The organism is Actinomycetota bacterium, from assembly GCA_030774015.1.
GTDB lineage: Bacteria > Actinomycetota > UBA4738 > UBA4738 > JACQTL01 > JALYLZ01.
Genome location: JALYLZ010000200.1, coordinates 1 through 6721 on the forward strand (window position 1 = coordinate 1; position 6721 = coordinate 6721).

Here is a 6721-nt window from a genome sequence, read left to right on the forward strand (position 1 = left end):
GGCGGAGCGGGTGCCGCGGGAACGGCCGGCTCCCGGCCAGCGGCTGGCGGTGGCGGCTCCGGTGCGGCCAGGGCCGCCCCGGCTGGGCCGGGCCCCACGAACGTATCGTCGGTTGCGGCGAACTCGAGGCGCAGCGTGCTCTTCCCCACCTGGATGGTGTCACCCTGCGTGAGCAGCACCGGTGTCGAGATGCGCTCGCCGTTGACGAAGGTCCCGTTCGTCGAGCCCAGGTCGACCAGCGCCAGGCGCCCGTCGGCCGTGCGTTGGATGCGGGCGTGGTGCCGAGAGAGCTGAGGGTCTTCGCCCAGCCGCCCGTCCGCGTCGCCGGAGCGTCCGATGTCGAGGTCGTCCGACAGCGAGATCAGATTGCCCGCCGCAGGGCCAGACAGGACGCGCAGCGTCTCCTGCTCCATCCCGCCGGAGCTTAGGGAGGGCCGAGCGGGATGGCAAGGCTGGCCCTGATCCTCCTGCCACGTGGAATGCCCGCGCCCATGACCCCGTCCCCCGCCATCGCTCGACTGACGCGGGAGCGGCGCCCGCCGCAAGCGGGGCGCCGCTCGGACGCGTGTGATATCGGTCGGTTGCCTACCGGACAGGCTCCAACTCGCGGGGCGGGAGCGTCTGCTCGCCGGGGTGGCGGGCCTCCATCTGAACCTTGGGCAGCCATTCGAGCCACCGCGGCAGGTACCAGTTCCGCTTGCCCAGCAGCTTCATGGCCGACGGCACCAGGATCGAGCGCACCAGGGTGGCGTCGATCAGCACGGCGACGGCGAGGCCGAAGCCCATCTCCTGGAGGAACACCAGCTTGCCCAGGGCGAAGCCACCGAACACGGCCACCATGATCAGGGCCGCGCCGGTGATGATCCCGCCGGTGGACCGAAGCCCCCATGAGACCGCGCCGGGGTTGTCGCGGGTGTGGTCGTAGCGTTCCTTGATCCGGCTGAGCAGGAACACCTGGTAGTCCATGGACAGACCGAACAGGACCGAGAACAGGAACAGCGGCAGCCACGCCTCGATCGTGTCGACCCGCTGGAACCCGAACAGGCCGGCCCCGTGGCCGTTCTGGTTTACGAACACCAGCAGGCCATAGGCGGCGCCCGCCGAGAGCAGGTTCAGCAGCACCCCCAGCAGCGGCACCACCACGGAGCGGAACACCACCATCAGCAGCAGGAACGACAGCGCCAGCACGAACCCCAGCACGATGGGCGTGTAGTGGGCTGTGAGGGCGAAGAAGTCGACCGCCACCGCGGTCTGGCCTCCCACCAGCACCCGCGCCTGCACGCTGGCGAACGCCTGCGGGATGAGGTCGGACCGGAGATGGCGGATGGCGTCGTAGGCGGGTGGGCTGGACGGGTCCGCGTTGACGGGCACCGAGACCAGGGCCAGGTTCCCGGCCTCGTTCGTCTGAACCTGGCTGGGGCCGAACACTGGGTCCGCAGACAGCTCCGCCTGCAGCTTCTTGATGGCTGTCTGGACGCCCGGCGAGTTCACGTCGCCGTCCACCACGATCTGGGCCGGCTCGGCCAGGCCGCCAGAGAAGTCCCGGGCCAGCACGGTGAAGGCCCGCTTCGACTGTACGTCGTTCGGATACGTGCTCACGCCGGAGAACCCGGTCTTGATGCCGAACACCGGCAGCGCCGCCGCGATCAGGATGGCGGCCGCCGCCATCCCGCTGACCACCGGCCGGCCCATCACCGTGCGGGCCACGCGGCCCCAGAAGCCCCGGCTGCGCTCGACGTCCTGGTCGCGGCGCCGGTACAGGAAGGGGACCTTCCCCGCGTTCACCCGGTCCCCCATCACGCCGAGGATCGCGGGCAGCAGGGTCAGCGAGGCCGACACGGCCACCAGCACCACGGCGATGGCGCCGGTGGCCAGGGACCGGAAGATGGTGGTGGGGATGAGCAGCATGCCGCACAGGGCGAGCACGACGGTCATGCCGGAGAAGAACACCGCCCGGCTCGCCGTCCCGCCGGCCACGGCGATGGCGTCGACCTTCTCGCGCCCGCGATGCCGCTCCTCGCGGTACCGGGACACCACAAACAGGGAGTAGTCGATCCCCACGGCCAGCCCCATCATCGAGATCATGTTGGTGACGAAGAACGAGAAGTGGAACTCCAGCCCGAGCAGCGACACCAGGCCGAGCGAGATGACGATGGACATGACCGCCAGCAGGACGGGGACGAGCGCCGCGGCCAGCGTCCCGAACACCAGCACCAGGATGATCAGCGCGAACACGATGCCGATGCTCTCGCCGCGCTTGAGGTCGCCCTCGGAGATGGTCTTGGAGTCCTTCCCGACGGTGGACTCGCCGGCCACCAGGACCCGGAAGCCATCGGGGTGCGAGGCCTCCAGAGTCACGTTCAGCAGCCGGTCGATGTTGTCCGCCGCGTCGTCGAGCGATCCGGCCATCGACACCGGGATCAGGGTCTCGTGGCGGTCCTTCGACACCAGCAGCGGCGACTGGCTCTGGTAGAAGTCCGTGGACTGCTGGACGATCTTCGGGCCCAGATCCTGGATGGTGCCCTGGAGCTGCTCCACGTAGGAGCGGAACGCCGGGTCGTCCACGGTCGCGCCGTCCGAGCGGACGATCACGATCTCCTGGGAGTGCCGCGGGCCGGTGAGCCGCTGCTCCAGCAGCGTCTGGGCCTGCTTGGCCTCCGGGTTGTTGGTGAAGTCCGCCTGTGTGGTGAGCACGCCGGCCAGCAGCTTGGAGGTGAGGAAGCCCCCCACCATGAACAGCGCGATCCACACGCCGATCACTCGCCACGGATGCCGAGCGCTGGTCCGGGCCAGGCCCTGTGCCGAGATCCTCATCGCCAGTTCCCCCCTGTCCTGTCGTTCCCGTCTTGCTTCGAAGTCGGGTCAGGCCACCGGCCCGACCGGTCGGTAGGTTTCATGAACAATGCATCCCCGCTCGCAACCGCGATCGGTCTACTCATGGTTCCGTGGGCGACAGGAGCGTCCGGAACAGGCCGAAGGACCGGGTGACCCGGTCACGGAGGTCGGCGGAGCCGGTTACCATCGCCGCCAGCTGCTCGATCCCCATGAACAGCGACACGGCGAGCTCCGCTGCGGTCCGCGGATCGATGTCGGGCCTGACGTCCCCCTCGGCCTGGGCCCGCGCCAGCAGCGACTGGGTGATGTCCACCCACCTCACGAACTGCGAGCTGAGCCGCGGCGCGAGCTCGGGATCCTCGGACAGCTCCGCGCACAGCTTGCCCAGGCTGTTCGCCGCCTTGTCCTGTTCGTGCAGGTCACAGAGGGCTTCCGTCATCGCCATGAGCTGGTCGATGGCCCTGGCCTGCTGCATCGAGGCCGAGATCACCCGGCCCGACCACTGCTCCTGCTTGTAGCGGACCACCTCGAGCGCGAGCGCCTCCTTGGACGGGAAGTGGTGATAGAAGCCGCCCTTGGTGGCGCCGGCCGACCGGATGACGTCGTTCAGCGAGGTGCCGGCGAACCCATGCTCCGCGAAGGCCTGCGCGGCCGCCTCCAGGATGTGCTGGCGGGTCGCCTCCCCGCGCTCGGTGGAGCTCGCCGTCCGGTCGCTCAGTCCAGTCCGTCCCATGTCCGGGGCAGGATAGGACCGACCGGTCGGTCTGTCAACCCCCCGGCAGGGCGAGCTACTCGGCCCTCTCGCGCGTCAGGCTCGGACGTGGACGGTGACGCGGTGCACCGAGTTGTTTGAGTACCCACCCGCGTTCCAGGGTGGGTCCAGCGGCTGGGTCCGGCCGGTGGCGTCGGTGGCCCGGGAACACACTACGTACGTCCCGGGGCCGGCCGGCGTCCAGTCCACCCACCACCGGTGCCAGGCGTGCGCCGAGGCCGCATCGTCAACGGTGGCCACGGTCCACGTCTCCCCGCCGTCCACGCTGACCTCGATGGCGGTGATGGGCCCCCATCCCGACCACGCCCGCCCTTCCAGCCGGGATGGACCGAGGGGGAGATGGCGCTCCCGGGTGAAGAAGTCGGGGAAGCCCGGCGGCAGGACCAGCGAGCGCGGCGCCATGCGGGTGACGGGCTCCCCCGCCTCCTCCTCCGTCTGGCGAACCCGGTAGCTGTGCGCCATGTAGAAGCCGGCGAACGGCTCGGCCATCGCGGCGATGCCGCTGAGCCACTTCACGTTGGTCATGCCGTACCACCCCGGTACCAGCAGACGCAGCGGGAACCCGTGCTGCGGCGGAAGGGGCTGGCCGTTGATCTCGTAGGCCAGCATGATCTCGTCGCGCAGCGCTTCCTGGACCGGCAGGCTCCGCGCGTAGTCCTGCTCGACCTCGCCCTCGATCCCGTGGTCGAGACCGGTGAACACGACCTCCGTCGCGTCGCCCCCCAGCTCCGCCTCCTCCAGGAGCCCCCGAAGGGGCGTCCCGGTCCACTCGGCCGTGCCGATCGCCTCCACCAGCCAGGGCTGGCTCACGGGGCGTGGATCCAGGTTGGCCCGCCCGTTCCCGGCGCACTCGAACGTGGCCGCGAGCGTGACCCGTTCCCGGGCTCGCACGTCGTCCAGAGTGAGCTCCAGCGGCTTGCGGACCAGGCCCCCCACCACCAGCCTCCAGGCTGCGGGGTCCACGTACGGGATGTCGTAGTGCGTGAGCAGGTAGTGCAGCCCGATCGGCGTGATGTCGTGGCGGAGCGCCTCCAGCGGCATCCCGTGGTTGCGGGCGGCCAGCTGGAGCTCCTCGAGCGAGATTCCGGCAGGCGCGGTCACGTCCATGGCGGTTCCCCCTTCCGGGAGAACTTCTACATCCTGTCCCGCCGGCGGACAACAGCGCTCACCATCACCGCTCGCGCAGCCACGCCACGACCTCCTCCGCATGCGTGTCCGGAGGGAACACCGGATACCACACGTGCTCGATCCGGCCTGCGCGCACCACGAACGTGAGCCGCTTCAGGAGGGTATGGCCAGCGGCCTCGAAGGTCGGCAGCCGGAGCGCGTCCGCCAGCCGGAGGTCCGCATCGGACAGCAAGGGGAATGGGAGGTGGAGCCGTTCGGCAGCTTCGCGCTGGTCCTCCGTGTCCTGCGTGGACAGCCCGTAGACCTCCGCGCCGAGTTCGACCAGCTGCCGGTGGTGATCGCGGAACCCGCACGACTCCGGCGTGCATCCCCGCGCGCCGGGGATGAGGTCCCAGTCCGGGACCAGTGGCGCCACCCCCGGCCTCCCGGTCCGCGGGTACGCGTACACCAACGTCCGCTCCAAGCCAGGGCCGGAGCCGGAGCCGCCCAGCCGGACCTCGCGGCCGTCCGTCGACGGCAGGGCGACGTCCGGCAGCGGCAGTCCTACCAGGTGGGAGGCCGCGCCGTCGTCGGCGGGGGCCGGCAGATCCGGCGGCAGGACGCTCGGGTCGTAAACCACGTCGCCCCATTCGTACCACGGCCGCCGGCGGCCGCCGTGCGTTGACACCCCTTCGTGTGGCCGCTACAGTCCCGCCGTCGGTTGACCGGAGCACCGGAGACCGGCAGACGGCGCCGTACCACAGCGAGTCGCCCGGCTCGCCACCGACAACCTTCTCGGTTGACCGGACCACCGGAGACCGGACCAAACCGGAACTCTGACGAGGTCGATCGAAAGGGGAATCGGCATGTTCCACCGGATACTCCTCGGGCGCCGCCGCGCGGTCTGTGCGCTCGCACTCCTGGCCCTGGTGGGAGCCGCCTGCTCCTCCAACGCCCCCGCCAAGGGAGGGCCGTGCACTCCGGCATCGACGCCGACGGTCACGCTCGCCGCGTACAGCAACGTCTACGACGTCTACGGGAAGCTCATCTCGAACTTCCAGAACGACTGGAAGGACGAGCACGATGGCCAGTCGGTGCAGTTCCTGACGTCCTTCGGCGGGAGCACCACCCAGGCCGAGGCCGTGGTGAACGGGCTCGACGCCGACGTCGTGGCGCTGTCCCTGGACCCCGACGTGGAGCTGATCGAGAAGGCGGGGCTGATCACCCACGACTGGCAGAACGACCCGGGCCATTCCATCGTGGGCACGTCGGACGTGGTGTTCGACGTCCGGCCGGGCAACCCCAAGCACATCGAGAACTGGAGCGACCTGACGCAGCCCGGTCTCCAGATCCTCACTCCCGACCCCGCGCAGAGCGGCGGCGCGAAGTGGAACATCGTGGCCGCATACGGCGCCGCGATGCGGGGGAAGGTTCCCGGCTACAAGGCGAACGACCCGGGGGACGCCGAGCGCCTGCTGGAGGGGATCTTCTCCAACGTCACCGTGCTGGACAAGAGCGCGAACGACTCACTCAAGAACTTCGATTCCGGCAACGGCGACGTGGCCATCACGTACGAGTACGCGGCGCTCCAGGCGCAGGCCGCCGGCGGGCAGGACCAGATCGTGTACCCGCCGTCCACGGTGGCCATCCAGACCCCCACGGTGGTCGTGGACGGGAACGCGGCGACACACTGCGTCACCAGCGTCGCCAACGCGTTCGCGAAGTACCTGCACACGGCCGACGCGCAGGCGGTGTTCGCGAGCGTCGGGTACGAGCGGCCGATCGACGTGTCCAAGGCCCAGCAGGGCGACGGCGAAAAGCTGCCGGCGATCCCGGACCTGTTCACCACGGACCAGATCGGCGGATGGGACCAACTCGACACCGACACGGTGTTCGGCCCGGACGGCGCGTTCACCAAGGCGTTCAAGGCAGCGAAGGGCTAGATGCAGCAGACCCTCGAGCAGCGCCCGGAACTTCCCCAGGTGAAGAGCCGCGCCCGGCTTCGGT

Annotated in this window: 6 protein-coding genes; 1 reads left to right on the forward strand and 5 read right to left on the reverse strand. The window is 69.9% G+C overall.

The features are described from left to right. The 5 genes from M3Q23_18745 to M3Q23_18765 all read right to left on the reverse strand — a co-directional run. A partial coding sequence (locus M3Q23_18745) for an FHA domain-containing protein (protein ID MDP9344088.1) occupies positions 1–413 on the reverse strand: 413 nt, incomplete at its 3' end. A 172-nt stretch (positions 414–585) separates the two neighbouring features. Then, positions 586–2814, reverse strand: coding sequence for an MMPL family transporter (locus tag M3Q23_18750; protein ID MDP9344089.1), 2229 nt, complete (start codon positions 2812–2814; stop codon positions 586–588). A gap of 121 nt (positions 2815–2935) precedes the next feature. After that, on the reverse strand, positions 2936–3568 hold the full coding sequence (locus M3Q23_18755) for a TetR/AcrR family transcriptional regulator (protein ID MDP9344090.1): 633 nt from the start codon (positions 3566–3568) through the stop codon (positions 2936–2938). A gap of 75 nt (positions 3569–3643) precedes the next feature. Beyond that, positions 3644–4714: a sulfite oxidase gene (locus tag M3Q23_18760; GenBank protein MDP9344091.1), complete on the reverse strand. Its 1071-nt coding sequence runs from the start codon at positions 4712–4714 to the stop codon at positions 3644–3646. 64 nt (positions 4715–4778) lie between these two features. Next, positions 4779–5354, reverse strand: a complete 576-nt coding sequence (locus M3Q23_18765; protein ID MDP9344092.1) for a peroxiredoxin — start codon at positions 5352–5354, stop codon at positions 4779–4781. A gap of 226 nt (positions 5355–5580) precedes the next feature. Here M3Q23_18765 and M3Q23_18770 point away from each other — a divergent pair, with 226 nt between their 5' ends. Further along, positions 5581–6657 (forward strand): sulfate ABC transporter substrate-binding protein, encoded by a 1077-nt coding sequence (locus tag M3Q23_18770; protein MDP9344093.1) that lies wholly within the window; start codon positions 5581–5583, stop codon positions 6655–6657. The last annotated feature ends 64 nt before the right edge of the window (positions 6658–6721 follow it).

Excerpts from the sequence above, each read along its gene's own strand:
- M3Q23_18750 (MDP9344089.1), bottom strand. The coding sequence starts at position 2,814 with ATGAGGATCTCGGCACAGGGCCTGGCCCGGACCAGCGCTCGGCATCCG.
- M3Q23_18755 (MDP9344090.1), bottom strand. The coding sequence starts at position 3,568 with ATGGGACGGACTGGACTGAGCGACCGGACGGCGAGCTCCACCGAGCGC.
- M3Q23_18760 (MDP9344091.1), bottom strand. The coding sequence starts at position 4,714 with ATGGACGTGACCGCGCCTGCCGGAATCTCGCTCGAGGAGCTCCAGCTG.
- M3Q23_18770 (MDP9344093.1), top strand. The coding sequence starts at position 5,581 with ATGTTCCACCGGATACTCCTCGGGCGCCGCCGCGCGGTCTGTGCGCTC.